This window comes from Spirillospora sp. NPDC046719, from assembly GCF_040645715.1.
Classification (GTDB): Bacteria; Actinomycetota; Actinomycetes; order Streptosporangiales; family Streptosporangiaceae; genus Spirillospora.
The window spans coordinates 16,237-39,811 of sequence record NZ_JBEYYT010000040.1; the positions used below are offsets into that span (position 1 = coordinate 16,237).

The following is a 23,575-nucleotide window of genomic DNA, read 5'->3' on the forward strand; positions in this document are numbered from 1 at the left end:
CAACGGGAAGGCGGCGGGGGCCGGGGCGGTCAGGACGTGGTCTGGCGGTAGTTGTAGAGGTACGTCGCGAGCCGCCCGGAGACGGCGTCCAGAGCGTGCATCTGCGCGCCGTCGGAGGTCGGGAGGAACGCCAGGCCCTCGGTCTCCGAGCCGGAGGGCAACGACGACGCGCGGTCGAAGACATCGGTGACCTGGCCGGTGTCGGGATTGATCCGGTAGATGGACTTGGCGTCGTTGTTCGAGGACGCGTACAGGTCGCCCTGGTAGATCTTCGCGCCCTGGACGCTGCCGATCGTCGTGCTGAGCGGGACGGTCTTGACCAGATGCAGGTCCGCGAGGCTGTAGACGTTCAGCGCGGGCGTCGGGTTGTAGGCGGACGAGTAGACGTAGCCGCGCGCCGCGTCCACGGCGACCCAGGGCGCACCGTCCGGCTGCACGCTGAGCGGCAGCGCGTACGCGGTGCCGGTGTACGTCAGCGTGGTGGCGTCATAGAGCGCGATGTAGGGGTGCCGGTAGTCGCTGCCGTCCTCGATCGGCGCGTAGATCTTGCCGTTGTAGTAGTCGATGTCGCCGATGTGGTTCGCGCCTTGCGCGGAGAGCTGCGCGGGGATGGCGAGAGGGTTGTTCGCCAGCACCGTCCGGCCGTCCAGGGTGACCCGGCTGAGCCCCAGCTTCCACGAGAAGTACCAGGTGGTGCCGTCGGTCGCGATGCCCTGCGACCGCTGCAGGGCGTCGGTGAGGTAGTAGGTCTGCCGGGAGGTCTGCTGCCACGTCTCCGCCGCCGAAGCGGCCGGGGTGGCGGCGAGGGCCAGTCCGGCGAGGGCCAGGGTGCAGGCGATGCGCCGTCGCATGGGGGACTCCGCTCTCCGAGGGATGCGCCGGACAGATCATCGGACAGTTCCGCCGCCTCCGGGAGACCCCATGTCCAATAGGCTCCGGCGCCCGCCCGCTCACGCCTCGCGGTCGAGCCCGGCCGCCTCGGCGAACGCCTCCAGCTGCTCCAGGTAATGCGCGAGGGACTCGTGCCGCACCGTCAGGTTGATCTGCGTCGCGCCCGCCTCCTCCGCCGTGGCGATCACCTCCCGGGCCCGGCCGGGATCGTTGACGGCGTCGAGCCGCTCGCCAGGCGTGAAGACGACGTCGAAGCCCTCGGGCGGGTCGTGCCGGTCGAGCATCTCCCGCATCAGCTCCGGCGTCGGCCCGCGGAACGACTGCGGCGCGGGCGCCCAGCCGTCCCCGAGCGTGACCGCGCGGCGCAGGGCCCGCTCGCTGTGCCCGCCGATCCACAGCGGCACCCGCTCCTGCACGGCGTGCGGGTCGATCACCATGTCCCGGAACGCGTAGTACGGCCCCTCGTACGACACCGTCCGTCCGGACAGCGCCGCCCGCAGCGCCGCGAGAGCGTCGTCGGCGCGCGGCCCACGGTCCTCGAAGGGGGCGCCGAGCAGGTCGAACTCCTCCTTCAGGTTCCCGACCCCCAGCCCCAGGACCAGCCGCCCGCCGCTGAGGTGGTCGAGCGTCCCGTACCGCTTGGCGATCTCCAGCGGATGGTAGAAGGGCAGCACCAGCACGTACGGCAGGAACCGCAGCCGGGTGGTCAGCCCCGCCAGGAACGAGAACGTCGCCAGCGGATCGTAGAAGCGTTCCCCGCGCGGCAGCCCCGGCGGGACGGCCACGTGGTCCGGGCAGGTCATGAACGCGTACCCCAGCCGGTCGGCGGCCTGCGCCACCCGGACGAGCTCGGCCGTCCCGGCCGCGGCCTCCCACGCCGGGCGCCGCCCCGCCAGCGCCACGATCGGCGAGCTGATCCCCGCCTTCACGCGCCCGCCTCCGTCCCGCGCAGGCTCCGCTGGAGCCGGACGAGGGGGTCGTCGCCGTCCCTGGTGCCCGACGGGCCCGCGGCCTCCTTCGGCATCAGCCGTCCCGCGTCGGACCTCGTCCACTCCCGGACGGCCCACCGCTCGGCGATCGCCCACCGGCCGTCCCGCCACGCCATGTGGTCGACGAACCGCACGCCGCTGGTGAAGTTCGCCCGCGCGTCGCCGGACGGCTCGCCCCAGTGGACCGACGTCCCGTACGTCTCGCTTATCGCGGTGTCGCCGAGCAGCTCGACCAGGTGGTTCGCGACGATGTGCATCGTCCCGCCGCGCCGGGCGCGCAGCTTCGGCTCGACCCAGGCGAGGTACTCCTCCACGGACCCGTCGAAGCCGGTGTGATGGTCGACGGCGTCCGGATGGTAGGCCGACCGGACGAGCCCGAAGTCCAACCGGTCGATCCCGCGGCAGTACCGCAGGACCACGTCATGGATCTCCTGCCGATCGGCCCACTCGCTCCGCTGCGCACCCATAGCGCCCGAGTCTGCGCGCCCCGCCTCCCGTCCCACCCCACGGTCCCGCTCTCCGGGACGGGGCCTCGCGGCGGGCGCTCAGCCGCCGAGGCCGGTCACGGCGCCGCGGGCGTCGAGGCGCAGGCCCGGCGCCCAGGCGATCTCCCAGCGGTTGCCCTCCGGGTCGGCGAAGTACGCCGAGCGGCCGCCCCACGAGCGGTCCACCGGCTCCTCCACCGACGTGGCGCCCGCCGCCACCGCCGCCGCGAACGCGGGATCCACCTGCTCACGTTCGTCCACATTGCAGATGAGCGTGATCCCCGACCACCCGGCAGGGGCCGGAGCACCGCCCGCCGCCTCCGCCGCCAGAAGATCTGCGGGATACAGGGTGAGCAGCACGCCGCCGAGCAGGAAGCCCGCCCAATTGTCGTCGCTGGACGGAAGTTCCTCCCATCCCAGATCACGATAGAACCGGCGCAACTCGGCCATGTCCCGAGCGCCGAGCGTCACGGCGGACAAACGAGAGGGCACCTCAGACATGCCCAAGAGCATGCGCCCACCCCACACCCCAAGCAAGGAACCCGCGAGCCCCGCGTCTCGGTGTCGGCGGAGTGCAACGAATCCGCGTCATCGACCATGTTCTTCGCGCCCTTGGCCGCTCGCAGCCCCCTAAGGTACTGGCCCATGGTTGCAAGAGGAGGCCGCATCGGCGCGGCTGTGGTGATGGCGTTGCTCTCCGCCGGCTGTAGCGGCGAAAGCGACGACGGCCCCGTTCCAGCGGCCGTTCAGACGACCAGATCGGCGACCAGCGTGCGCGTGCCGAAGCCGACGGCGGAGCAGAAGGCGCCCTATCTGGCCATCGCCGCGCAACTCAACCCCGGTCTGGGCCACGACAAGGAACTGGCCATGGAGCACGCCGACCGGATCTGCAAGGGCATCCTGGGCGGCCCCACCTACGGGTCATCGCTCATCGAGTTCGCGAGGGCAGAGCTCTCTTCCGGCTCCAGGGACATCTCCGTGGCCGAGACCGAGCGGGCGGTCAAGGCCATCAAGCTGTGGTGCCACTAGCCCCGGAGGGGACTACGCCAGGTCGAGAGCGCCACTCCGGACCCGAGCGAGAAGAGCGGCGAAGGACGCGCGATCGACGGTAACGTGCCCGCCGTCCGGGTCCTTGCTGTCCCGTACCCCGACCCCGCCCCCCAACGCGGCCACCTCGACGCAGTTGCTCCCCTCATGCGTTCCGTTGCTGCGCGTGGACTTCCGCCATTGACCGGTCATGTCAACGACTCCAATGCTCGTCGGATGACGTCCCATCCCCAGGGCCGAGTCGGCTTACCGGAGGTCGAGGGCGCCCGCCTTGGCCCAGACGAGGAGCGCGGCGAAGGACGCGTGGTCGACGGTGAGGTGCCCGCCATCCGAATCCTTGCTGTCGCGCACCCCGACCCCGCCCACCAGCGCAGCCACCTCGACGCAGTTGCTCCCCTCATGGGTTCCGTTGCTGTAACTGGACTTGTGCCACTGAGCGGTCATGTCAGCGACTCCAATGCTCGTCGGATGACGTCCCTTGTCTGGGCTCGGTTCAAGGCATCGGCAGCGATGCGGTCGAGTCGCAGCGCAAGTTCGTGGACCTCTTTGGGACTCTGCATCAGCTTTCCTCCCAGAGGCGCCTCGGTGAACCCAATCAACTTGCGGCCTACGGTCATCAGCTTCATGGGCCCGACCAGCCCATGGTGGAAGCCCTGGCTACGAGGGACGACCTGCAGGATGACGTGGTGCATCTCGGAAAGCTCCAAGAGACGCTCCAGTTGCGCGGACATCACCTCTGGACCACCGACGACCCGATCTATCACGTCCTCATCGAGCAGCATGGATAGATGTGGCGGGTCCGCCGAGAACAGGCGTTCCTGCCGAGCCATGCGCTTCGCGACGGCCCGCTCCACATCCTCCACCGTCCCCTCAAGCGTGAACAGGGTCCGGGCGTACTCAGGCGTCTGGAACAGGCCGGGGACAAACGACCGCTCGTACGCGCGGATCACTGACGCTCGCGCATCGTCCTGCATGTGGCGTGTCTGCCAGCGGGCGTCGTGGACGATCTCGGCGTGGAAGGCGATCCATTCCAGTAGGCCGCCCGTCCCGTACAGGGCGTCCAGGCCGCGGATCTGATCTTCGTCGGGCCGGAGCAGGCCGGACTCCCAGTGAGAGACAGTCTGCCGCGCGGCGCTCACCTCGCGGCCGACGGCGGCGCAGGACAGGCCGTGCTTCGCCCGGAGAACGTGCAGGTAGACGGCGAACAAGTCCCACAGCGAGGACGTCGGGTCGAGCTCTTCTCGGCGCGTCATCGCACTCCCTCCGGATTTGATCTTGTCTCTGGTTGACCAGATCCATGGCCAACGTAGCCCGGGGCATTCACCCTTGGAGTGGAACTCGGAAAGATTCGCAGAAAAGGCGGTGATCGGGAAGTGGACGGCTTGGCGGACGCTTTCGAGTGCTACCTCAAACCGATTCCGGAGGCGGCGCGGGAGGCGCGGCAGCTCGTCTCGGTGGCGTGGGCGCATTGGGAGCTGGGCGACGACTACATGGCACGGCTGGTCGTGTCCGAGCTGGTCACCAACGCGATCACGGCGTCCGAGCGGGCCGGCGGCGACCTCACGATAAAGGTTGTTTGCCGCCTTTCCGGGAGTTGTCCGGTTATTGAGGTGTGGGACGGAAGTGATGAGCTTCCGGAGATGCGCCATCCGGCGCTCGGGGACCTCGGAGGGCGGGGGCTGCCCTTGGTGGCCTGTCTCTCCGGGGGATGGACAGTGGAGAAAAGACCGGGAAAGGGAAAAATCGTGCGGGTCGAGCTGGGCGGGGCGGCATGACCCCGTCGCAGGACTACCTCGAATCGATGGCATTGATCATCGGCGGCGCCATGACGGTGTCGCTGGTGCTCGGGATCCTGCTCGGCGCGGTGTTCGCGCCGAGGCCGCCGGCGGATCCCGGCAAGGGCGGCGGGAAGCGGGGGAAGTGATGGACGTTCCGGACGCGGCCGCGCGCATCGACGCGCTGGCCGAGCGGCTCGCGGCGACATCGCGGACGACTGCGGCAGACCGGTGTGCGGCGGTTGCGGGACGAGGCGGAGGCCGCCTGCTTCCAGTGGGTGCGGTGGAGCGCTTCGGGCTCGCGGTGGCGCGGGACGGCCGGCGGGCGTGGCTCGACGAGCCCGCCGGCCTGGTCAGACCGGTTGGCCGAGGGGGCGGATGGTGACGGTGTTGACGTCCACGCCGGGCGGCTGCGCGACGGCCCAGGCGATGGATTCGGCCACCTGCCGGGCGGTGAGCATGGGGCCGTCGGGGACGCCGCCCAGCGCGTCCCAGAAAGCGGTCTCGACGCGGCCCGGCGCGATCAGGGTGACGCCGACGCCGTCGCCGGTGACGGCGCGGCGGGTGTTCTCGGCGAGGCCGGTCAGGGCCCATTTCGTCGCGCCGTAGAGGGACCCGGGGGCGTGGACGAGACCGGCGACGCTGCCGACGAGGACGATCCGCCCGCGCGTGGCCTTCAGCGCGCCGGCGGAGGCGCGGATGAGCAGGGCGGGTCCGAGGACGTTGGTCAGCACCATGTCCCGCCAGCGGGCGGGGTCGCCGTCGACGACGCTGTCGGACGCCGCGGTTCCGGCGTTGGCGACGGCGGCGTCCAGCCGCCCGAACCGGGCGACGGTGGCGTCCACCGCGGCGTGCACGGCCTCGGGGTCGGCGGCGTCGGCGGTGAGGGGCAGCAGGTCGGCGGGGTCGCCGCAGCTCTTCGCGAAGCGGTCGAGGCGGTCGCGGTCGCGGCCGGTGACGGCGACGCGGTGGCCGCGCTCCAGCAGCAGGCGGGCGGCGGCCGCGCCGATGCCGCCGGAGCCACCGGTGATCAAGGTGACGGTCATGGGCGGGACGGTAGGTGCTAGAGCCGGCTCTAGGGCAAGCTCATGGGCATGCCCCTCACCATCGGACAGGTCGCCGAGCGCACCGGTCTCAGCGTCCACACCCTGCGCTTCTACGAGAAGGAAGGGCTGTTCGCGATGCCCGTGCGGCGCGTCGGCGGGCAGCGCGTCTACGGCGAGGCGGAGCTGGAGTGGCTGTACCTGTGCACGCGGCTGCGGGCGTCCGGGATGCCGCTGCCGATGATCCGCGAGTACGCGGAGCTGGTGCGGGAGGGCACGGCGACCGTGGAGGCGCGGCTCTCCCTCCTGCGTGACCACCGGGAACGCGTCACCGCCCGGATCGCGGAGCTGCACGGCTGCCTCGACCTCGTCTCGCGCAAGGTCGCGATGTACGAGGAGCATCTCGCGGCGGGCGGCGACGACCCGCTGTGGACGGGTTCGCACCTCGCCGGGGACGCGGGACGAGTTCAGGCGTTGACCCAGTCGCCCGGGAAGGCGGCGCGGAACCGGTCGAGGGTGTCGGGGTCGCCGGCGCGGACGGAGAGCCAGTCGCCGCCGCCGTCGGACAGCAGCACGCCCGGAGCGGTATAGAAGTTCTGGCCGCTCTCCGACGGGAACGGGACGAGGGCGAAGCGGCGGGCGAGCTCGTCGTCCTCGCCGGGGGCGAGGTCGCGGGCGTCGCACAGCTCCTCGGGGCCCTGCGTCGACTCGGTCAGGACGATCTCCAGGACGGCGGGCGAGAACCGGTCCGTCCACGGCTCCCACAGCTCGGCGTACTTGTCGGCCAGGTCCTGCCGGACGTGGACGGGCGGGTCGTCGCGGCCGAGGTCGTCGAGCATGACGCCCCAGAGCGCCGCGCCCTGGTTCTCCTCGCGGAAGACCAGGGCGCCGTGCTCGACGGCCAGCTCGCCGGGGCTCAGCAGGGTGTCGAGGTTGCTGTGCAGGTCGGGCCGGCGTCCGAGCAGCCCGTACGCCTCGCGGACGGCGGCGGGCAGCCGGAGGCCGAGCCGTTCCTCGGCCTCCGCCAGTTCCGCCTCCGGCGTGCCGTCCTCCCTGCCGAACGGCAGGCCCCAGCCTGCGGCGAACTCCCTGATGAAGGTCCAGGCGGCGGCCCTGTCGTGGAGTGCCGGCGGCAGGTCGCGGACGATGTCGAAGCCCACACTTCGACGTTATCCCTCCTCAGGCGGTTTTGACCGCGCCTCCGTCGATCAGGTGGTCGGTGCCGGTGGTGCTCCCGGCGACCGGGGACGCGAGGTAGGCGATGAGCGCGGCGACCTCGGCGGGCTCGACGAGCCGTCCGGTGACCATGCCGATCCGGTCCGGGAGCATGCCGATGAGCTGCTCCTGGTCCACGCCGAGGGTCGCGGCCAGCTCGGCGCCGTAGCCGTCGGGGGACTCCCACATGGCAGTGCGGGTGGCGCCGGGCGACACCGTGTTGACGCGGACGCCGCGCGGCCCGAACTCCGCGGCGAGGGCCTTGCCGAACGCGGTCAGCGCCGCCTTCGCGGTCGTGTAGGGGATGGGCCCGACGTGCGGTGTCCGGGCACCGTTCGAGGAGACGTTGATGATCGCGCCCGAGCGCTCCAGCAGGCTCGGCATCGCGGCGCGGGCGGTGCGGACGGCGGCGAAGAGGTTCAGCTCGTACATGCCCTGCCAGGCGGCGTCGTCGAAGGTCAGGAAGCCGCCGGCCGCGCCGCCGCCGTCCCCGCCGCCGACGTTGTTGACGAGGACGTCGACGCCGCCGAGCTCGGCGATCGCGGTCTCGATCAGGCGGGCCGGGGCGTCGGGGGCGGACAGGTCGGCGGCGACGGTGATCGCGCCGGTCTCCTTCAGGGCGGGCGTGACGGTGCGGGAGGCCGCGACGACGCGCATGCCCTCGGCGGTCAGCGCCTCGACGGTGGCGAGGCCGATGCCCTTGCTCGCACCGGTCACCACGGCGGTCTTGCCGTTCAGTCGCAGGTCCACGAGAACTCCTTCATGCATCGCTGATGACGCGCTAAAGCTAGTAGATGCAACGCAGATGTTGCAAGTAGCTCGCTACTCGGGACGTTGATGTACTGTTTCGGGGTGAGCAGAGCATTGCGCGCGGACGCGGAGCGGACCGTCCGGACGATCCTGGAGGCGGCCGAGCGGGTCCTGTCCGCCGATCCGGCGGCCACGATGGAGCAGATCGCCGAGGCGGCCGGGGTCGCCCGCACGACCGTGCACCGGCGGTTCGCGACGCGGGACGCGCTGGTCGACGCGCTCGCCGCCTGGGCCACCAGGCGGTTCGCGGAGGCCGTGGACGCGGTGCCGCTGGAGGGCGCGCCGCCGCTGGTGGCGCTGTACCAGGTCACCGCGAACGTCCTGGAAGTCAAGATCGGGTGGGGGTTCGGGATGACCCGGGCCTCGGCCTCGCCGGATCCCGAGGTCGTGCGGGTGCACGCCGACGTCCTGGCCAGGTGCGACCGGCTCTTCCGGCGGGCACAGGAGGCGGGCGCGCTGCGCGCGGACGCCGACCTGGCGTGGGCGCGGCGCGTCTACTACGCGCTGATCCACGAGGTGAGCACGGGTGGCGACGCCAAGGACCCGGCCGCCTTGGCGACGCAGGTCGTGGACACGCTGCTGCGGGGCTTCGCCACGCATCCCGAGCGCGGCATGTGATCACGCGCGGGCGCGGGCGCGGGATTCCGCCGGGAGCGTGCACCGCTTCCGTACGTAGCGTACGGACCGTACAGTTCGCGTCATGAGACTCCTGATGCTGGGCGGTACCGAGTTCGTCGGGCGCGCCATGACCGACGCGGCGCTGGCGCGCGGCTGGGACGTGACGGTCTTCCACCGGGGCCGCCACGAACCGCCGGACGGCGTGACGGCCCTGCACGGCGACCGGACCACGGAGGACGGCCTCGCACCGCTCGCCACCGGGGAGTGGGACGCGGTCATCGACACCTGGTCGGCCGCGCCGTCCGTCGTCCGCGACGCGGCCCGGCTCCTGAAAGGGCGCGTCGGCCGGTACGTCTACATCTCCAGCAGGTCCGTCTACGCGTACCCGACGGGCGCCGGGATGGACGAGAGCGCAGCCGTTGTAGAGGGCTCCAAGGACGACGGTCAGGTCGCCTATGCGGAGGACAAGCGCGGCGGTGAACTGGCCGCGATCGACGCGTTCGGCGACAGCGCCCTGCTCGTGCGCGCGGGCCTGATACTCGGCCCCCACGAGAACATCGGACGCCTGCCGTGGTGGCTCAACCGCGTCGCGCGCGCGGGACGCGTCCTGGCACCGGGCCCGCGCGACCTGCCGCTCCAGTACATCGACGTCCGCGACCTGGCCGCCTGGACCCTGGACGCCATAGAGCAGCGCCTAGGCGGCCCCTACAACCTGGTGAGCCCGCCAGGCCACACCACGATGGGCGAACTCCTCGCCGCATGCGCCCGCACGACGGGCTCTGACGCGGAGTTCGTGTGGACCTCCCCAGAGGCGATCCTCAAGGCCGGCATCGAACCGTGGACGCAGCTCCCCATCTGGCTGCCGCCAGGTGAAGACCACGACACGATGCACCAGGGGAACGTCACCAAGGCGCTCGCCACGGGCCTGCGCTGCCGTCCCATAGAGGAGACCGTCGAGGACACCTGGAACTGGCTGCGATCCGTGGGCGGGCAGGCGCCGCAGCGTCCGGACCGTCCCGCCGTAGGGCTCGCCCCGGAAACCGAAGCCGCGTTCCTCGACAACGGCGGTCACTGAGGAGCAGGGGCACTCAGGGGCAGGAGCACTGAGCGCAAGGGGCACTGAGCGCAACGGGTGGACGCGAAGCGCCGGGTTCCGCTAGAGAGACCTTCTATGACCGCTTTGGCACTCGGCCCCCACCTCCGCCACGTGAGCGCCCGCACCGCGACGATCTGGGTGGAGACCGACCGCCCGTGCGAGGTCCGCGTGGTCGCCGCCGACCACGGGGTCGACGCGGGCTCCCGCACGTTCACCGCGCACGGCCACCACTACGCGGTCGTGGAGGTCGACGGCCTCGAACCCGGCGCCCGCGTCCCCTACGAAGTGGTCATCGACGGCGAGACGGTCTGGCCGGAGCCCGGCTCCGACGACCCGCCCAGCCAGATCCGGACCCTCGACCCGGAGGGGACGCTGCGCATCTCGTTCGGGTCGTGCCGCCGCTCCCCCGGCACCCCGGAAGAGTTCGGGCACGACGCGCTCGCCGCGTTCGCGCACCGCCTCAAGGCCGGCGGCGACGACACGACCTGGCCCGACGTCCTGCTGATGGTCGGCGACCAGGTCTACGCCGACGAGCTGAGCGACGAGATGAAGGAGTTCATCCGGGGCCGGCGCGCCGCGGACGAGCCGCCCGTCGACGAGGCCGCCGACTTCGAGGACTACACCCACCTGTACAAGCTGGCCTGGCACGACGACCCGGCCGTCCGGTGGCTGCTGTCGACCGTCCCCACCTTCACGATCTTCGACGACCACGACATCCGGGACGACTGGAACACCTCGTACGCGTGGCGCGAGCAGATGTGGGCGCAGCCGTGGTGGCGGGCCCGGATCACCGGCGGGATCGGCTCCTACTGGATCTACCAGCACCTCGGGAACATGTCGCCGGAGGACCGGGCGTCCGACCCCGTCCTCGCGGCGGTGCGCGCCGCGTCCGAGGACGGCGGCGACGCGGGCCGGGTCCTCGACGAGTTCGCGGAGCGCGCCGACAAGCGGCCCGAGACGATGCGGTGGAGCTACGCGCACGACTGGGGCGGCACCCGGCTGGTCGTCGTCGACAGCCGCTGCTCCCGGCTGCTGACCTCCGACCGCCGCGGGATGCTCGACGACGAGGAGTTCCGCTGGCTCGACGAGCAGTGCCAGGGCGGCATGGACCACCTGCTCATCGCCAGCTCGCTGCCCTACCTGCTGCCGCGCACCATCCACCACGCCGAGTCGTGGAACGAGGCCGTCGCGGGCGGCGCGTGGGGGCCGCGCGCCGCCGCCCTCGGGGAGAAGGTCCGGCAGGCCGCCGACCTGGAGCACTGGGCGGCGTTCGAGCGCTCCTTCCGCGAGGTGGCGCAGGACGTGATCGCGGTCGGTAAGGGAGAACGAGGTCCCGCCCCGGCCAGCATCTCCTTTCTCTCCGGTGACATCCACTACTCGTGCCTGTCCCGGGTGACCGCCCCGGACACCGCGTCGGAGATCACCCAGATCATCTGCTCGCCGCTGCGCAACCCGCTGAACGGCACCATCCGCCGGGCCAACCGCATCGCGGCCGCGCGCGGCGTGAGCGGGGCGTTCCGGGCGCTCGCCAAGCTCGCGAAGGTGCCCGCGCCGCCGCTGCGGTGGCGGATGACCGAAGGGCCCTGGTTCGACAACGCCATCGCCACGGTCGAGCTGACCGGCCGGCGATGCACCGTCCGGTGGGAGACGCCCCGCACCGAGACCGCCCTCACCGAGCTGGGCCGCGCCGCCATCGCCCGCTGACCCCGCCCATCGACCTCGTCCGCTGACCGGCCCTGCCCGGCCCGGCCCCGCCCTGACCAGGCCATACCGACGGAGCGGGGCGCACCCGTTCAGCCCCCTCGCCGGAACGGGCGCACCCCGGGCGGACGGCCTGGGGAACCGTCCACGCCCCTCCAACGCGCGAGCACCCCCGTCATGACGCCATTCCCGGGAAATCGAACATGGCGCGCGCCGACCTGGGCGACAATGTGTGGTCAAGGCGTCACAACGAGCTAGCATCGGGGTGGCGAAGAGCCCGCCAAGGACGGCGCGTCCATGAGGGAGGCCACGTGGAGGAGCCCGCCACCACCGGGACCGGGGACGCGGCGCTCATCTCGCGGGTCCGCGACGGCGACGTCTCGGCGTACGCGACGCTGTACGAGCGGCACGTCGCGGCGGCGCGCGGCCTCGCCCGGCACCTGACCCGCGGGTCCGACCCGGCCGCCGCCGAGGACGCCGTGCAGGACGCGTTCGCCAAGGTCCTCGGCGTGCTGCGGCGCGGCGCCGGGCCCGACACCGGCTTCCGCCCGTACCTGCTCACCGCCGTGCGCCGCTCGGTGTACGCCCGGCGGCGCGCCGACCGGCGGGTGCACCGCACCGACCGGATCGAGGAGTTCGACCAGGGCGTCCCCTTCGAGGACCCGGCCCTCGCCGAGCTGGAGCGCTCGATGATCGTCCAGGCGTACCGGTCGCTGCCCGACCGCTGGCAGGAGGTGCTCTGGCACACCGAGGTCGAGGGCGCCAGGCCGGCCGAGATCGCGCCGCTGCTCGGCCTCACCGCCAACGGCGCCGCGGCGCTCGCCTACCGCGCCCGCGAGGGCCTCCGGCAGGCCTACCTCCAGATGCACGTCGCGGGCCTCGGGGAGGTGCGCCGCGACTGCCGCCCGGTACTGGAGAAGCTCGGCTCGTTCGTCCGGGGCGCGCTCGCCGGGCGCGAGAGCCGCCGGATCCAGCGGCACCTGGACGGCTGCGTCCGCTGCAAGGGGCTGCACGCCGAGCTCGCCGCGCTCAACACGGCGCTGCGCGAGGGGCTGGGTCCGCTGATCCTCGGCACCGCGTCCGGCGTGGCCCTGGCGTCCAAGGGCGGCATGTTCACCTGGCTGAGGCACCTGCCGAAACGGCAGCAGCAGGCGCTCGCGGGCGGCGGCGCGATGGCGGTGGCGGCCGCGGTGGCGGCCGCGATGATGCTCGTGTCCGACAAGCAGCCGATCAGGCCCGCGCAGGACCCGCCCGCCACCGCGCAGGCCGCGCCGAAGCCGCCGGCCCCGCGGCCGCCCGCGCCGCGTCCCGCCCCGCCCCGGCCGGCACCGCACCACCCCGCCCCGCGCCACCACCGCCCGCTCGTTGTGGAGCCCGCAGCTCACCGGGCCGCTCCACACCCGAGACCGCACGTCGCGGCGCCGCCGGCGAGCAGCCCGCCGAAACCGCGCCCGCACGTGCGCCCGCCGCTGCCACGGCCCGTGCCCCGGCATCCGCGCGGCCTGTTCGTCCGCGTCACCGTCGGGACGGGCGGCCACGGCGCCCTGGTGGACGTCCGGGTCGCGGGCGCCGGGCACGTCAGGGCGGGCGGCGGGGTGCGCGTCGACGTCGGCGCGGGCCCACCTGCGGGGATCCCGCGGCAGGTCATGGCGCCCACCCTCGCGAACGGCCGGTTCCAAGGCCGATTCCACGGCCGGATCAAGAGCCGGTTTCAGGGCCGCTTCCAGAGCCGGTTCCATGGCCGGTTGAAGACACGGTCGCGGGGACCCTACGGCTGAACCGGCGTCCTGCTCCTTCCCGTAAAGATCATGGGGAAGGGCGGGGCGGGACGGCAACGGCTGGTAGCGTCCGCCGCGGTTCCCAGTTTGCTGTTACTGGGGAGTCGCGAACCGGCGGTATGCCATGAAAGAGTGCGAATCGCCGTATTGGCCTACGGGGCTGACGGGCTTCACTACGCTATAGGCGCCCGAGGTCACTACGCCGGCCTGTGAGCTCCCGTGTAGAGGAAGGGCGGTGTCGCATGGATCGCTGCGCGCTGTTCGTAGACGCCGGCTACCTGCTGGCCGACGGCGCCATGGCGGTGCACGGCACCCGCCATCGCGAGACCGTCTCGTGGGACTTCGGCGGGCTCCTGCAGCTGCTGAGCAACCTCGCGCGCGAACGCACCGGCATGCCGCTGCTGCGCTGCTACTGGTACGAGGCCACCGTCGAGGGCCGCCGCGCCCCCGAGCACGACGCGCTCGCCGACCTGCCCGGCCTCAAGCTCCGCCTCGGCCGCATCCGCCCCGGCCGCCGCGAGGGCGTCGACGGCGAGATCCACCGCGACCTGATGACCCTCGCCCGCAACGGCGCCCTCGCCGACGCCGTCGTCGTCAGCGGCGACGAGGACCTCGCCCAGGTCGTCTCCGACGCCCAGGACTTCGGCATGCGCGTCACCGTCGTGCACGTCGCCGTCGACGGCAACTGGACGATCTCCCGGGTGCTGCGCCAGGAGTGCGACGACCTCATCGAGATCGGCGCCGGCCACCTGCGCCCCTACGTCAACCTGCTCAGCGGCGTCGACACCGGGTCCGGGTCCGGCTCCTCGGGCATCGCCGCGCTCGGCGCGGGCCCGCTGTCCAACGGGCACGGCTCCAACGGCCACGGCCCCGGCGGCGCCGGCGCGCCGCTCGGCCCGCTCCAGACCACCGCGCACAACGGGCCGCCGCCGTCGTCCCCGATCGGCGGGCAGCCGCCGCTGAGCCCCTCCGCCTCGGGCCTCGGCTCCTCGGGATCGTCCGGCCTCGGCTCGTCCGGGTCCTCCGGCCTCGGCTCCTCGAGGCCGCCCGGCCTCGGCGGCAGCGGCGGGACCGGCGTCCCCACCGGGCCGCTGCCCCTCCCGGGAAGCGGCGGCCTCGGCTCGTCGTCCTCGCTGGGCTCGTCGTCCTCGCTCAACTCCGGCGGGCTGCCGCTGCCGTCCTCGCCGCTCCAGGCCCCGTCCACGACGGGCTCGTCCGCGCCCGCCCCGGCACCGGCGTCCAGCCCGCCGCCGCTCGGCGGCCCGCAGTACACCTCGTCGTCGCCGGTGCCGTCCCCCTCGCCGCCGCCCCCACCGCAGACGCTGCCGCCCCAGTCGTCCGGGTCGTCGCCGCTGCCGTCGAGCCGGCCGCACGGCCCCTACACCGGGCCGCAGCAGATCGCGCCCGTCCCCGCGCAGCAGAACACCCCGAGCCTCGCGGACGCCGTGAAGGCCGCGCACCAGGAGGGCCAGGACTTCGGCGAGTCCGTCGCGCGGGACGCGCCCGCGCTGTGGCTGGAGGCCGTCCTCGCCCGCAAGCCGCGCATGCCCTCCGACCTGGAGGCACGGCTGCTGCAGGGCTCCTCGCTGCCCATCGACTTCCTGCTCCACGACGAGGTCCGGCACGCGCTGCGCCGCGGATTCTGGGACGCCCTCGAACGTTCCCGCAGGTGACGGCGGTACGCCCCGGACACATACGGGCGGGTAATGCACGATCATCAGTGATTCGCCCGCTTCGGCCGGCCGCCGGCGGGTAGCGTTGAAGCGTGACGCATGTGACGGAAGACGATCTCGACGACCTGGAGTTCGACACCCTGCGCACCGGCGATCACATCTCGGCGGCCGAGCGGCTGTCCGAGCTGGCCGAGTCGGTGACGGGCGGGGTGTCGCGGGCCAACGTACTGCTGCGTGCCGGGGAGCAGTGGCAGCACGCCGGCGACCACGGCAAGGCCGCCGAGCTGTACCGCAAGGCCATGGAGGACGGCGGCGAGGTGTACGGCGACCCGCGCGCCTACCTGGCCGACGCGCTGTTCGAGCTGGGCAGGGCCGACGAGGCGCGCACGCTCGTCGACGAGATCCGCGCCGACAAGCCGCGCGATCCCGAGGTGTACCGCACGGTCGCCGAGGTGCTGTACGCCCAGGGCGACGCGTCCGGCGCCCACGACTGGGCCACCAGCGGCGCCGACGTGGTGCTCGCCCTGCGCGACCGCGCCGTCGGCACCGGCGTCGGCGGTCCCGACGAGCCGCCGGTCTCCGGCGAGGAGTCGTTCACCCCGGGCCCCGACGACGTCGCGCTCGCCGAGGACAGCCTGGAGGCGCTGCTGCGGCTGCGCTACCGCGCGCGCATCGACCTCGGCCGCAGCGAGGACGACTACGACGCGCTCCTGGACGACCTCCTCAAGAACTGAGCGGGCCGCGAGCGGGGCGGGCCCGGAGGCCGGATCCCCTTACGCTGTGGGGATGCCCAACTCCGCCGCCGCCGAGGCGCGCACGCGCCCGCTGATGCTCACGTTCTTCGGGGCGCATGTGCTCGGGCGTCCCGTCGCGGTGTCGGCGGGCAGCGTCATCGAGGTGCTCGGCCGGGTGGGGCTCGGCGAGCACGCGGTCCGGACGTCGCTGAACCGGATGGTCAAGCGCGGGCTGCTGGAGCGGCACCGGCAGGGCCGCAAGATGTACTTCGCACTGTCCGCGCACGCCGCCGAGGTGCTGGAGGACGGCCGGGAGCGGATCTGGCGCGCGGGCGTGGTGAACCGGAACTGGGACGGCCGGTGGACGCTGGTCGGGTTCTCGCTGCCGGAGGACTGGCGGCGTGAGCGGCACGACCTGCGGTCCCGGCTGATCTGGGCGGGGTTCGGGCCGCTGCAGAACGGGCTATGGGTGGCGCCGGGCGCCGTCGACGTCGCGGCGGCGGTGGCCGGGCTCGGGCTGGAGGCCCACATCCGCGTCTTCGGCGGGAGCGTGCTGCCGCCGACCGAGGTGCGGGACGTGCTGGAGCAGGCGTTCGACGTGCCCGCGATGGCCGCCCGCTACCAGGCGTTCCTCGACCGCTGGGACACCGCGGGCGGCGGTGAGGGGACGGGCGCCGCGGACTGCCCGCACGCCGCGGCCGGGCTGCCCGACGACCTCGCGCGGCAGCTCGTCCTGCACAGCGACTGGCTGGAGCTGGTGCGCCGCGACCCGCACCTGCCGGCGGAGCACCTGCCGGAGGGCTGGCCCGCGATGCGTGCGGAGGCGGTCTTCCGCGACCTCGCCGGGCGGTGGGAGCGGCCGGCCGCGGCGGAGGCGGCCCGGATCCTGGACACCCTCCCCCTCGGCTGAAACCCCTGATCATCGGCGTGCGACGGCGCATGCCCTGATATTCGTCACAATATTGACAGCCGTCAAGAATCAGCCGTACATTCGCGGCGACCTTCCGGCACGCTCCCGATCAGGAGCCGCTCATGTCCCTGCCCCGCCACGCCCGCCGCCTCGGAGGGCTCGCCGCCGCCGGCGCCCTCCTCGCCCTCGCCCCCGCCGTCCCCGCCGCGTCCGCGTCCGTCCCGGCCACGGCCGCGTCGACGACCGCCTACTCCGGGAAGCTCGCCGACGGAGCCGCCTGGACCGCCGAAGTCCCCGCCCGCTGGAACGGCACGCTGCTGCTGTTCAGCCACGGCTTCGGACCCCTCGTCGCGCAGGACGCGCCGAGCCCCGGCGCCCGGACCGCGCTGCTGGCCGAGGGCTACGCGCTGGCGGGCTCGTCCTACGACCCGAACGGCTCGATGTGGGCGCTCGCCTCGGCCGAACGCGACCAGTTCGCCACGATCGACGCGTTCCGCGGCGCCGCCGGACGGCCCCGGCACGTCATCTCGGTCGGCCAGTCCATGGGCGGCCTGATCAACGCGCAGATCGCGCGGGACGGCGCCGGCCGCGTCGACGGCGCGCTCGGCCTCTGCGGCCTCGTCGCGGGCGGCGTCGACCTGGACAATTACCAGCTCGACGCCGAGTACGCGATCGCCGCGCTCCTCGGCCCCGGAAGCGGGACCCGGCTCGTCGGCTTCTCCGACGCCGCCGAGTCCGCGGCGCTCGGCGCGCAGCTCACCGACGCCGTCACCAAGGCGCAGGCCACACCGCAGGGACGCGCCCGGATCGCCCTCGCCTCCGCCTACCTCAACCTCGCCGACTGGGCCCCCGACCAGCAGCCGCCCGCCCGGAACGACTACGCGGGCCAGGAGGAGCAGCAGTACGCCTGGTTCGCGCAGGGCCTGCTGTCCTTCCTGACCACCGCGCGCTACCAGGTCGAACTGGCCGCCGGAGGCAACACCTCCTGGAACAAGGGCGTCGACTACACCGCGCTGCTGCGGCGCTCCTCGCACGCCGCGCAGGTCCGCGCCCTGTACCGGACGGCCGGGCTGGACCTCGGGAGCGACCTCGCCCGCCTCACCAAGGGCGCCGCCGTCACCGCCGACCCCGCCGCCGTCCAGGCCCTGCGCCGCACCTCCACCGCGGGCCAGGGCCTCGCCGTCCCGCTGCTGGACGTGCACACCACGTCCGACCAGCTCGTCCCCGTCGAGCAGGAGAACGCGTTCGCCGGACGGGTCCGGGCCGCCGGCCGCTCCGCGCTGCTGCGCCAGGCGTACGTCGCCCGGCAGAGCCACTGCAACTTCACCACCGCCGAGACCGTCGCGGCCGTCCACGCCGTCCAGCACCGGGTCACCACCGGGCACTGGAGCGGCACCGGCGCCGCGCAACTCCAGCGCAGCGCCCTCGCTCTCGGCCTCGACGGCGCCGCTTTCACCGCCTACCGCCCCGGCACCCTCGTCGGCGCGCGCCGCTGACCCCCGCCGCCGACCCCGCCGCTGACCCGAGCCGCCGGCCCCACGCCGGCGACCGACCCCACCCCGTCTCGTCAGGAGTCCACGTGTCCACCACCGCGGAGACCCCGTCCCGCTCCACGCCCGCGTCCGGCGCGTCCCTCGCGCGCGGCACGCTGATCGCCGGCTGCGTCGCGGTCTGCCTCGCGCAGATCGGCATCGCGATCCCGGCCACCCTCAACGGCCTCTTCCAGAAGGACCTGCACCCCGTCGGCTCCCAGCTCACCTGGATCTCCGACGCGTTCCTGCTGCCCGTCGCCGTCCTGGAACTGACGTTCGGCGTGCTCGGCGACCTGTTCGGCCGCAAGCGGCTGCTCATCGGCGGCGCCGCGCTCATGGCGGTCGGCGAACTGGTCAGCACCACCAGCTCCGGCGTCCACCAGCTGTGGGTCGGCCAGGCGCTCGCCGGCCTCGGCGCCGCCGCGCTGTTCCCCACCTCGCTGGCCATGCTCGCCGCCGGGACCAGCGGCGGCACCCAGCGCGCGCGTGTCATCGCCCTGTGGGCCGCGTGCCTGTCCACCGGCGGCTTCCTCGCCCCGCTGCTCGGCGGCATCACCGCCACCTACGGGTCGTGGCGCTGGTCGTTCATCGTCGTCACCGTCCTCGCGGTGATCAGCGCGGCCGTCAGCACCCTGCTGGCCCGCGACTCCCGCGCCCCCGAGGGCCGCTCCCTCGACCCGGCCGGGCAGATCACCATCGGCCTCGGCCTGTTCGCGCTGCTCTTCGCGATCATCCAGGGCCCCGAGGACGGCTGGGGCTCCGCGCCCGTCGTCACCGGGTTCGTGCTGGCCGCCCTGTTCCTCGCCGCGTTCGTCGCCGCCGAGCTGCGCGTCCGCTCCCCGCTGCTGCGCCTCGACCTGTTCGCCAACCGGTCCTTCGCGGTCGCCTCGATCGTCGCCGTCGTCGGCATGTTCAGCTTCCTCGGCACCGCCTACTCGGTCAGCATCCGGCTCGGCCCCGCGCAGGACCAGAAGCCCATGCACACCGCCATGGCGTTCCTGCTGCTCAACGGCCTCGCGCTCGTGCTGCTGCCGGTCACCGAGCGGCTCCTGCACCGCGTCGCGCCCGGCCTGCTCACCGGCGGCGGGCTCATCCTCATCGCCGCCGGCGACTTCTGGACCGCCACCCTCCCCATCAGCGACCGGGCCATGACCTCACTGATCCTGCCGCTCGGCCTGGTCGGCATCGGCTTCGCCGTCACGGTCTCCTCGATCACCGCGACCGCCGTCAACACCGTCCCCCACCACCTGGAGGGCATGGCCAGCGCCACCACCAACCTGCTGCGCGACTTCGGCTTCACCCTCGGCCCCGCCGTCATCGGCGCGGTCGCCCTCAGCCGCGCCGGCTCCGGATTCACCGACAAGCTCGACGCCTCGCCGCTGCCCGCCGGCCTGAAGCACGCCGCGATGGAGGTGCTGCACGAAGGCGGACCGCTCGGCATCAACAGCGCGTCCGCCGCCGCGCCGCCGCTCAAGCCCGTCCACTCCATGGCCCTGGAGGCCGTGGGCCACGGCTACTCCATCGGCTTCGTCGTCTGCGGAGCCGCCGCCCTCGCGTCCGCGCTGCTCACCCTGCTGACGCTGCGCGGCGCCGACCGCTCCGCGGTCGAGGCGGACGCCCCCGAGGCGCCCTGACGGCGCCCGCCGCGGCCTAGAGCGTGGTGATCAGCTCGCTGAGCGCCTGGGCCGCGGCGGCGGGAGGCTCGTGCTCGACGACGGCCCAGCCGCGCAGCCGGGCCTCCCTGACCGTCCCGTCCCGGTCCGGGAAGGCGGCCCGGTCGGCGTGGGTGCGCAGATAGCCGCAGGGCGCCTCGGGCCAGTCCGGCGGCCCCGGCAGCGACGCGTGGTCATGCGCGGCACCCGGCGGGCGCGGCAGATCGGCGTCCACGAACACGTACCCGCCCACCGGACGGTGCGCCGCGCGCTGCGCCAGCGCGATCGCGGGCACCAGCGGCCCCGCCGCGCCGTGCGCCGCCAGGACCAGCGGCACCGACGGCCCCGCCGCCGAGACGATCAGCGAGACGCGGGCGACGTAGCGGGCCCCCTCACCGTCCGGCACGTCCGGAGCGATCACGTCCATCCCGTACGAGCGCAGCATCTCCGGCATGTCGCCCCAGGACGCCGCGGCGGCGCCCGGCGCGTGCAGCAGCACCACGGAACCCGGCGTCATGAGCCCCCTTCCCGCCGCAACCGTACAGTGCGGCTGCGGCGGCCCGGCGCGGGATGAATAGGGTTCCTCCTGTGAGCGATCGTGATGAGCTGCTGCGAGAGATCAAGGACAAGGCCGTCGTGCACGGGGACTTCACGCTGTCCTCGGGCAAGAAGGCGTCCTGGTACGTCGACCTGCGCCGGGTCACCCTGGACGGCGCCGTCGCGCCCCTCGTCGGGCGGGTGATGCTGGACGAGACCGCCGACCTGGACTACGACGCCGTCGGCGGCCTCACCCTCGGCGCCGACCCGGTCGCCACCGCGATGCTGCACGCCGCCGCCGCGCGCGGCCGCCACCTCGACGCGTTCGTCGTCCGCAAGGCCGGCAAGGCGCACGGCCTGCAGCGCCGCATCGAGGGCCCGGACGTCGCCGGACGCCGCGTCCTCGCCGTCGAGGACACCTCCACCACCGGCGGATCCGTCCTCACCGCCGTCGAGGCGCTCCGCGAGGCCGGCGCCGAGGTCGTCGCCGTCGCGACGATCCTGGAGCGCGGCGCCGCCGCCCGCATCGCCGAGGAGGGCCTGACCTACCGGCACCCCTACGCCGTCGACGACCTCGGCCTGTCCTAGGCCTTCGGGCGCACGTACCAGGTGGCGCGCACCCCCTGCGGCTTCGCCGCCTGGAGCTTGCCGTAGATGCTGACCTGGAGCGATCCGCCGTTCGTCGCGACGACGTCCAGGGTGTTCTCCTTGAACTGGAGGACCTCCCCGGTGTCGTGGACGCCCTGGGTCAGCACCCGCCCGGTGTCGGGGACGCGGACGATCACCGTGGTCGGCTGGCCGGTGACGCGGATCAGCAGTGGGACGCTCGCCGCGGGGGTCTGCACGGTGGGGGACGCGTCGGGAGAGGACGTGCTCTGGCCGCTCGGGGAGGCCGGGGCCGCCGAGGGGCTCTCCTTGTCCGGTGAGCCGGCCACCGCGTTCACCAGTGCGATGCCGCCCACCACAAGAAGCGCTAAGGCGAAGACCACGGCGATGGCCGCGATCACGATGCGTGCGAGACCTATAGGGTCCGACCGATGACGTCCCACATGGGGAGGTTAGCGATAACTGTCACTCCTGAGCGACGGACGTGACTCTTCACGGTCATTCTTATTCGGACCGTTGCCACCGCCACGCCCCTTCATGACCTCCCGGACGATCGGGATGACCGACAGGACGAGGATCACCGCGACCCCCGGCAGGATGTACTTCTCGACGTCCGGGACCTCGGAACCGAGGAAGTGGCCGAGCAGGAACAGCGCGTCCGTCCAGACCACGCCGCCGATCACGTTCCAGAGGAAGAACTTGCGGGCGTCCATGCCCAGCATCCCCGCCAGCGGGTTCAGGAACGTCCGGACGATCGGGATGAACCGGGCCAGCAGCACCGCGCGGGCCGGCCCGAACCGGTTGAAGTAGTACTCCGCCTTGTCGACCCACTCCCGCCGGAACAGCCTGGAGTCGGGCCTGTCGAACAGGCGGCGGCCGTAGCGGGCGCCGAGGAAGTGCCCGAGCTGGGCGCCCGCGATCGCCGCGACCGGGCCGCCCACCAGCAGCCAGGGCAGCGACAGCGACTGGAACTCCTGGCCGTTGACGGTCGAGACCGCCGTGAGGATCCCCGCCGTGAACAGCAGCGAGTCGCCCGGCAGGATGCAGCCGATCAGCAGTCCGGTCTCCGCGAAGATGATGGCGAGCACGCCGATCGTCGCGAACGTCCCGAACAGCTGCAGCCAGGCGGTCGGATGCAGCCACTCGGTGATGTCGAGGGGAATCGTCGTGAGATCCACACCGCGAGCGTACCTTTCAGCACCTCGCGATTAGGCGGAACGCGCACCCCGACGGGATACTGAGGGCGGACGGCATGCCAGACCGGAGACCGTGTGACCCGGGCCGCTCACCTGGGTAGACGGTCGTTCGTGGTGCTACCGCCCGGCCGGATGCCCGGCGGCACCCTGCGTATGAAAGGACGCTGACAATGCCCATCGCAACGCCCGAGGTCTACGCGGAGATGCTCGACAAGGCCAAGCGCGACGGCTTCGCCTTCCCCGCCATCAACGTGACGTCGAGCCAGACGCTGAACGCGGCGCTGCGCGGCTTCGCGGAGGCGGAGAGCGACGGCATCGTGCAGGTCTCCACCGGGGGCGCCGAGTACCTGTCCGGGTCCACCGTCAAGGACATGGTCGTGGGCGCCAGCGCCCTCGCCGAGTACGCGCGCGTCGTCGCCGCCAAGTACCCGGTGAACATCGCGCTGCACACCGACCACTGCCCGAAGGACAAGCTGGACGGCTTCATGCGTCCGCTGATCAAGATCTCGCAGGAGCGGGTCGCGCGCGGCGAGGAGCCGCTGTTCCAGTCGCACATGTGGGACGGCTCCGCCGTCGAGCTGCACGAGAACCTCGACATCGCCGCCGGGCTCCTGGAGGAGTGCGCGAAGGCGCGCATCATCATGGAGATGGAGATCGGCGTCGTCGGCGGCGAGGAGGACGGCGTCGCCAACGAGATCAACGAGAAGCTGTACACCACCCCCGGCGACGCGATCGCGACCGCCGAGGCCGTCGGCGTCGGCGAGAAGGGCCGCTACATCCTGGCCGCGACGTTCGGCAACGTGCACGGCGTGTACAAGCCGGGCTCGGTGAAGCTGCGTCCCGAGGTGCTCAAGGAGATCCAGGACGCCGTCGGCGCCAAGTACGGCAAGGACAAGCCGTTCGACCTGGTGTTCCACGGCGGCTCCGGCTCCAGCCTCGACGAGATCCGCGAGGCGGTGTCGTACGGCGTCGTGAAGATGAACATCGACACCGACACCCAGTACGCGTTCACCCGCCCGGTCGCCGACCACATGTTCCGCAACTACGACGGCGTCCTGAAGGTGGACGGCGAGGTCGGCAACAAGAAGCAGTACGACCCGCGCTCGTGGGGCAAGGCCGCGGAGGCCGCCATGGCCGCCCGCATCGTCGAGGCCGCCGAGAACCTCCAGTCGGCGGGCAAGAAGCTGGCTTGACCCAGGGGGGCTGTTTCTCCCAGGGGGGCGACCCCCTGGAACCCCCGTTGCGACCGACAGGCTGTTTCGCGCTCCGCTGGCGCTCCGCGCGAAA

General features: G+C 72.8%; 27 protein-coding genes. 15 read left to right on the plus strand and 12 right to left on the minus strand.

Annotation, left to right across the window (positions count from 1 at the left end; all coding sequences use genetic code 11):
- Positions 1 to 29 precede the first annotated feature (29 nt).
- From ABZ914_RS10205 to ABZ914_RS10220, 4 genes are all read right to left on the minus strand, one after another.
- Positions 30 to 851: a DUF6923 family protein gene (locus ABZ914_RS10205; protein ID WP_500192696.1), complete on the minus strand. Its 822-nt coding sequence runs from the start codon at positions 849 to 851 to the stop codon at positions 30 to 32.
- Positions 852 to 950: 99 nt separating this feature from the next.
- The gene (locus tag ABZ914_RS10210; protein WP_500192697.1) at positions 951 to 1,820 is read right to left on the minus strand and encodes a TIGR03619 family F420-dependent LLM class oxidoreductase; all 870 of its coding nucleotides are present in this window, start codon (positions 1,818 to 1,820) and stop codon (positions 951 to 953) included.
- Positions 1,817 to 2,347, minus strand: coding sequence for a nuclear transport factor 2 family protein (locus ABZ914_RS10215; RefSeq protein WP_500192698.1), 531 nt, complete (start codon positions 2,345 to 2,347; stop codon positions 1,817 to 1,819). The genes ABZ914_RS10210 and ABZ914_RS10215 overlap by 4 nt, the downstream gene beginning before the upstream one ends.
- Positions 2,348 to 2,425: 78 nt before the next feature.
- Complete coding sequence (locus ABZ914_RS10220; RefSeq protein ID WP_500192699.1) at positions 2,426 to 2,866, minus strand: VOC family protein; 441 nt, start codon at positions 2,864 to 2,866, stop codon at positions 2,426 to 2,428.
- Between the two features lie 144 nt (positions 2,867 to 3,010).
- Here ABZ914_RS10220 and ABZ914_RS10225 point away from each other — a divergent pair, with 144 nt between their 5' ends.
- Complete coding sequence (locus ABZ914_RS10225) at positions 3,011 to 3,394, plus strand: hypothetical protein (RefSeq protein ID WP_500192700.1); 384 nt, start codon at positions 3,011 to 3,013, stop codon at positions 3,392 to 3,394.
- A gap of 12 nt (positions 3,395 to 3,406) precedes the next feature.
- Here ABZ914_RS10225 and ABZ914_RS10230 read toward each other — a convergent pair whose 3' ends face one another.
- The 3 genes from ABZ914_RS10230 to ABZ914_RS10240 are packed head-to-tail and all read right to left on the minus strand — an operon-like array spanning position 3,407 to position 4,665.
- Positions 3,407 to 3,640, minus strand: a complete 234-nt coding sequence (locus ABZ914_RS10230; protein WP_500192701.1) for a DUF397 domain-containing protein — start codon at positions 3,638 to 3,640, stop codon at positions 3,407 to 3,409.
- Between the two features lie 18 nt (positions 3,641 to 3,658).
- Positions 3,659 to 3,856: a DUF397 domain-containing protein gene (locus ABZ914_RS10235; protein WP_500192702.1), complete on the minus strand. Its 198-nt coding sequence runs from the start codon at positions 3,854 to 3,856 to the stop codon at positions 3,659 to 3,661.
- On the minus strand, positions 3,853 to 4,665 hold the full coding sequence (locus ABZ914_RS10240; protein ID WP_500192703.1) for a helix-turn-helix domain-containing protein: 813 nt from the start codon (positions 4,663 to 4,665) through the stop codon (positions 3,853 to 3,855). Before ABZ914_RS10240 ends, ABZ914_RS10235 begins: the two co-directional genes overlap by 4 nt.
- Before the next feature lie 78 nt (positions 4,666 to 4,743).
- On the opposite strand from ABZ914_RS10240, the gene ABZ914_RS10245 reads away from it, so the two are divergent.
- Entirely contained in the window at positions 4,744 to 5,187 is a 444-nt protein-coding gene (locus tag ABZ914_RS10245; RefSeq protein ID WP_500192704.1) for an ATP-binding protein, read from the plus strand.
- Positions 5,184 to 5,336 carry a hypothetical protein gene (locus tag ABZ914_RS10250; RefSeq protein WP_500192705.1) on the plus strand — a complete coding sequence of 51 codons (153 nt, stop codon included), beginning with the start codon at positions 5,184 to 5,186 and terminating at the stop codon, positions 5,334 to 5,336. Before ABZ914_RS10245 ends, ABZ914_RS10250 begins: the two co-directional genes overlap by 4 nt.
- A 204-nt stretch (positions 5,337 to 5,540) precedes the next feature.
- On the opposite strand, the gene ABZ914_RS10255 is transcribed toward ABZ914_RS10250, so the two are convergent.
- Positions 5,541 to 6,233, minus strand: a complete 693-nt coding sequence (locus ABZ914_RS10255) for an SDR family oxidoreductase (RefSeq protein WP_500192706.1) — start codon at positions 6,231 to 6,233, stop codon at positions 5,541 to 5,543.
- A 48-nt stretch (positions 6,234 to 6,281) separates the two neighbouring features.
- Between ABZ914_RS10255 and ABZ914_RS10260 the strand changes: the two genes are divergently transcribed.
- Positions 6,282 to 6,821, plus strand: coding sequence for a MerR family transcriptional regulator (locus ABZ914_RS10260; protein ID WP_500192707.1), 540 nt, complete (start codon positions 6,282 to 6,284; stop codon positions 6,819 to 6,821).
- Between the two features lie 588 nt (positions 6,822 to 7,409).
- On the opposite strand, the gene ABZ914_RS10265 is transcribed toward ABZ914_RS10260, so the two are convergent.
- Positions 7,410 to 8,195, minus strand: a complete 786-nt coding sequence (locus ABZ914_RS10265) for an SDR family NAD(P)-dependent oxidoreductase (protein WP_500192708.1) — start codon at positions 8,193 to 8,195, stop codon at positions 7,410 to 7,412.
- 102 nt (positions 8,196 to 8,297) lie between these two features.
- Here ABZ914_RS10265 and ABZ914_RS10270 point away from each other — a divergent pair, with 102 nt between their 5' ends.
- The 9 genes from ABZ914_RS10270 (at position 8,298) to ABZ914_RS10310 (ending at position 19,931) form a co-directional block, all read left to right on the plus strand.
- Positions 8,298 to 8,873, plus strand: a complete 576-nt coding sequence (locus ABZ914_RS10270) for a TetR/AcrR family transcriptional regulator (RefSeq protein WP_500192709.1) — start codon at positions 8,298 to 8,300, stop codon at positions 8,871 to 8,873.
- An 82-nt stretch (positions 8,874 to 8,955) separates the two neighbouring features.
- Positions 8,956 to 9,948 carry an SDR family oxidoreductase gene (locus tag ABZ914_RS10275; protein WP_500192710.1) on the plus strand — a complete coding sequence of 331 codons (993 nt, stop codon included), beginning with the start codon at positions 8,956 to 8,958 and terminating at the stop codon, positions 9,946 to 9,948.
- Positions 9,949 to 10,044: 96 nt separating this feature from the next.
- Entirely contained in the window at positions 10,045 to 11,673 is a 1,629-nt protein-coding gene (locus ABZ914_RS10280) for an alkaline phosphatase D family protein (protein WP_500192711.1), read from the plus strand.
- A 308-nt stretch (positions 11,674 to 11,981) separates the two neighbouring features.
- Positions 11,982 to 13,448: a sigma-70 family RNA polymerase sigma factor gene (locus ABZ914_RS10285; RefSeq protein WP_500192712.1), complete on the plus strand. Its 1,467-nt coding sequence runs from the start codon at positions 11,982 to 11,984 to the stop codon at positions 13,446 to 13,448.
- A gap of 242 nt (positions 13,449 to 13,690) precedes the next feature.
- Positions 13,691 to 15,121, plus strand: coding sequence for an NYN domain-containing protein (locus tag ABZ914_RS10290; protein WP_500192713.1), 1,431 nt, complete (start codon positions 13,691 to 13,693; stop codon positions 15,119 to 15,121).
- Between the two features lie 92 nt (positions 15,122 to 15,213).
- On the plus strand, positions 15,214 to 15,855 hold the full coding sequence (locus tag ABZ914_RS10295; protein WP_433145542.1) for a tetratricopeptide repeat protein: 642 nt from the start codon (positions 15,214 to 15,216) through the stop codon (positions 15,853 to 15,855).
- A gap of 52 nt (positions 15,856 to 15,907) precedes the next feature.
- On the plus strand, positions 15,908 to 16,765 hold the full coding sequence (locus ABZ914_RS10300) for a PaaX family transcriptional regulator (protein WP_500192714.1): 858 nt from the start codon (positions 15,908 to 15,910) through the stop codon (positions 16,763 to 16,765).
- A gap of 122 nt (positions 16,766 to 16,887) precedes the next feature.
- On the plus strand, positions 16,888 to 18,261 hold the full coding sequence (locus ABZ914_RS10305; protein ID WP_500192715.1) for an alpha/beta fold hydrolase: 1,374 nt from the start codon (positions 16,888 to 16,890) through the stop codon (positions 18,259 to 18,261).
- An 83-nt stretch (positions 18,262 to 18,344) separates the two neighbouring features.
- Positions 18,345 to 19,931 carry an MFS transporter gene (locus ABZ914_RS10310; RefSeq protein ID WP_500192716.1) on the plus strand — a complete coding sequence of 529 codons (1,587 nt, stop codon included), beginning with the start codon at positions 18,345 to 18,347 and terminating at the stop codon, positions 19,929 to 19,931.
- Positions 19,932 to 19,947: 16 nt separating this feature from the next.
- On the opposite strand, the gene ABZ914_RS10315 is transcribed toward ABZ914_RS10310, so the two are convergent.
- A complete protein-coding gene (locus ABZ914_RS10315) occupies positions 19,948 to 20,466 on the minus strand; it encodes a lipase family protein (protein WP_433145530.1) in 519 nt (172 codons plus the stop codon).
- 71 nt (positions 20,467 to 20,537) lie between these two features.
- Between ABZ914_RS10315 and pyrE the strand changes: the two genes are divergently transcribed.
- On the plus strand, positions 20,538 to 21,074 hold the full coding sequence (gene pyrE, locus ABZ914_RS10320; RefSeq protein WP_500192717.1) for an orotate phosphoribosyltransferase: 537 nt from the start codon (positions 20,538 to 20,540) through the stop codon (positions 21,072 to 21,074).
- Here pyrE and ABZ914_RS10325 read toward each other — a convergent pair.
- Together ABZ914_RS10325 and ABZ914_RS10330 are read right to left on the minus strand one after the other, a co-directional pair.
- Positions 21,071 to 21,448 (minus strand): hypothetical protein, encoded by a 378-nt coding sequence (locus ABZ914_RS10325; protein ID WP_500192718.1) that lies wholly within the window; start codon positions 21,446 to 21,448, stop codon positions 21,071 to 21,073. The genes pyrE and ABZ914_RS10325 overlap by 4 nt on opposite strands.
- A gap of 96 nt (positions 21,449 to 21,544) precedes the next feature.
- Positions 21,545 to 22,270: a DedA family protein gene (locus tag ABZ914_RS10330; protein WP_500192719.1), complete on the minus strand. Its 726-nt coding sequence runs from the start codon at positions 22,268 to 22,270 to the stop codon at positions 21,545 to 21,547.
- Between the two features lie 188 nt (positions 22,271 to 22,458).
- Between ABZ914_RS10330 and fbaA the strand changes: the two genes are divergently transcribed.
- On the plus strand, positions 22,459 to 23,481 hold the full coding sequence (gene fbaA, locus ABZ914_RS10335) for a class II fructose-bisphosphate aldolase (protein WP_500192720.1): 1,023 nt from the start codon (positions 22,459 to 22,461) through the stop codon (positions 23,479 to 23,481).
- Positions 23,482 to 23,575: the final 94 nt, after the last annotated feature.

Excerpts from the sequence above, each read along its gene's own strand:
- ABZ914_RS10205 (WP_500192696.1), bottom strand. The coding sequence starts at position 851 with ATGCGACGGCGCATCGCCTGCACCCTGGCCCTCGCCGGACTGGCCCTC.
- ABZ914_RS10215 (WP_500192698.1), bottom strand. The coding sequence starts at position 2,347 with ATGGGTGCGCAGCGGAGCGAGTGGGCCGATCGGCAGGAGATCCATGAC.
- ABZ914_RS10220 (WP_500192699.1), bottom strand. The coding sequence starts at position 2,866 with ATGTCTGAGGTGCCCTCTCGTTTGTCCGCCGTGACGCTCGGCGCTCGG.
- ABZ914_RS10225 (WP_500192700.1), top strand. The coding sequence starts at position 3,011 with ATGGTTGCAAGAGGAGGCCGCATCGGCGCGGCTGTGGTGATGGCGTTG.
- ABZ914_RS10230 (WP_500192701.1), bottom strand. The coding sequence starts at position 3,640 with ATGGGACGTCATCCGACGAGCATTGGAGTCGTTGACATGACCGGTCAA.
- ABZ914_RS10235 (WP_500192702.1), bottom strand. The coding sequence starts at position 3,856 with ATGACCGCTCAGTGGCACAAGTCCAGTTACAGCAACGGAACCCATGAG.
- ABZ914_RS10240 (WP_500192703.1), bottom strand. The coding sequence starts at position 4,665 with ATGACGCGCCGAGAAGAGCTCGACCCGACGTCCTCGCTGTGGGACTTG.
- ABZ914_RS10250 (WP_500192705.1), top strand. The coding sequence starts at position 5,184 with ATGACCCCGTCGCAGGACTACCTCGAATCGATGGCATTGATCATCGGC.
- ABZ914_RS10255 (WP_500192706.1), bottom strand. The coding sequence starts at position 6,233 with ATGACCGTCACCTTGATCACCGGTGGCTCCGGCGGCATCGGCGCGGCC.
- ABZ914_RS10260 (WP_500192707.1), top strand. The coding sequence starts at position 6,282 with ATGCCCCTCACCATCGGACAGGTCGCCGAGCGCACCGGTCTCAGCGTC.
- ABZ914_RS10275 (WP_500192710.1), top strand. The coding sequence starts at position 8,956 with ATGAGACTCCTGATGCTGGGCGGTACCGAGTTCGTCGGGCGCGCCATG.
- ABZ914_RS10280 (WP_500192711.1), top strand. The coding sequence starts at position 10,045 with ATGACCGCTTTGGCACTCGGCCCCCACCTCCGCCACGTGAGCGCCCGC.
- ABZ914_RS10290 (WP_500192713.1), top strand. The coding sequence starts at position 13,691 with ATGGATCGCTGCGCGCTGTTCGTAGACGCCGGCTACCTGCTGGCCGAC.
- ABZ914_RS10300 (WP_500192714.1), top strand. The coding sequence starts at position 15,908 with ATGCCCAACTCCGCCGCCGCCGAGGCGCGCACGCGCCCGCTGATGCTC.
- ABZ914_RS10305 (WP_500192715.1), top strand. The coding sequence starts at position 16,888 with ATGTCCCTGCCCCGCCACGCCCGCCGCCTCGGAGGGCTCGCCGCCGCC.
- ABZ914_RS10315 (WP_433145530.1), bottom strand. The coding sequence starts at position 20,466 with ATGACGCCGGGTTCCGTGGTGCTGCTGCACGCGCCGGGCGCCGCCGCG.
- fbaA (WP_500192720.1), top strand. The coding sequence starts at position 22,459 with ATGCCCATCGCAACGCCCGAGGTCTACGCGGAGATGCTCGACAAGGCC.